We start from the raw sequence: 1,566 nt of genomic DNA on the forward strand, positions 1-1,566 counted from the left end.
CTAGTGCCGCATCAGGCAACGTTCGCCCTGTCGACCACGGCTCGTAGTCGTTGATCGGCGGCGTGACGGTTTCGCCAGATGATGTAGCGGCGAATCATGCTGCCCTGCTCCTTGTGGCTGGCATGGTCGGTGCCGTCCAGGGCGAAGTAGCGCAGGGCGGTGAACTGGGCCTCGATGCGGTTCAGCCACGAGCTGTTCGTAGGCATGTAGGCGAGCTCGACGTTGTTGGCCGCGGCCCAGTCGCCGACCCGGCTGTCCTTCTTCGTGGTCAGATGCGGGGAGAAGTTGTCGAGCACGATCGCGATACGGATTTCGGGCGGGTAGAGGGTTCGCAGGTAGCGGCAGAACTCCAGGAACTTCGTCCGGTTCTTCTTCGGCTTGACGTGGCCGTAGAGCTTGTCCCGGGCAAGGTCGTAGGCGGCGAACAGGTGCCTGACCCCGTGCGGGCGGGTGTAGGTCGCCCGCCGTCGGGGCCGGGGCTCCCGGTCGGGGTCCTTATGCCGTCCGCCGCGCTCGGCCCACTGCCGACCGGGGTGGGGCTGGAGGTTGAGCGGCCCGAACTCGTCCAGGCATAAGACGACTTCGGGCTCGCCCTCCTCGGGTATGACCTCGCCGTCGGCGATGGCATAGAGGTGCTCGACGCGGGCCTTCTTGGCGGCATAGTCAGGGTCGCGGGAGGTCTTCCAGGTCTTTATGCGTTGAAAGGACACGCCCTCCTCTCGGAGCAGGACCCGAAGGCCCTCGTGGCTGATGTCGTCGACCACCCCCTCGGCGACCAAGAAGTCGGCCAGCTTGGCCAGGCTCCAGGTCGAGAACGGCAGACCGTGCTCGGCGGGCCTGGACTTGGCGATCTTCTTGATCTCGCGCCGTTCGGGCAGGGTGAACGTCCTGGGCCGACCGCCCTTGTACTTCGGGTAGAGGGAGTCGAAGCCGTCGGCGTTGAAGTTGTGGATTACATCCCGGACCCGGTCCCCGCTGGTGAACGTCACCTCGGCAATCTTCGCCACGGGCATGCCCTGCGCGGACAGCAGCACCATCTGCGCCCGTCGCCAGGTCACCACCGACCCGCTGCCCCGGCGGATGATCCGCAGCAGGCGCTGCCCCTCGCCGTCATCGATCTCGCGGACGCGTACTCGCTCAGCCACCAGCACAGCTTCCCTGCCGCGTGCTGCCGGCCATGGTCATTCCGCCGGCGTGCCGATCCGCAGCCGGTTGCCATCAGGGTCGCGCAGTTCAATCTCACGCGCCCACGGAGCATCCTTCGCCTGCACACCGAACTCGGAGGCGATGGCCTCGACATCACGAACGCGGAGGTAGACCAACGTGTCGGGACGGGCATCGCCCTTGTGCTCCGACAGGAACAACCGCACCCCGCCCCGGGCGACCTCGACGAACGCGGGAAGTCCCGCTTCGAAGCGGTGTTCCCACTGCTTGGCGAAGCCCAGCCGCTCGTACCAGGCGACCGCCGCCGCAGCGTCCTCGACGCGAAGAATGGGAATGACCTCTTCGTCCATGGAGTCATCGTCGCAGACCACCCAGGGCGAACGTTGCCTGATGCGGCACTAG

Annotated in this window: 2 protein-coding genes; both read right to left on the minus strand. The window is 66.5% G+C overall.

Going from position 1 to position 1,566, the window contains the following annotated elements; translation table 11 throughout:
• Positions 1 to 11 precede the first annotated feature (11 nt).
• On the minus strand, positions 12 to 1,145 hold the full coding sequence (locus ACIGAN_RS35685) for an IS630 family transposase (protein WP_399863723.1): 1,134 nt from the start codon (positions 1,143 to 1,145) through the stop codon (positions 12 to 14).
• A 36-nt stretch (positions 1,146 to 1,181) separates the two neighbouring features.
• Positions 1,182 to 1,514, minus strand: coding sequence for a glyoxalase superfamily protein (locus ACIGAN_RS35690; RefSeq protein WP_365740672.1), 333 nt, complete (start codon positions 1,512 to 1,514; stop codon positions 1,182 to 1,184).
• Between the last annotated feature and the right edge of the window lie 52 nt (positions 1,515 to 1,566).

The organism is Streptomyces sp. NPDC085931 (assembly GCF_044540565.1).
Lineage (GTDB): Bacteria > Actinomycetota > Actinomycetes > Streptomycetales > Streptomycetaceae > Streptomyces.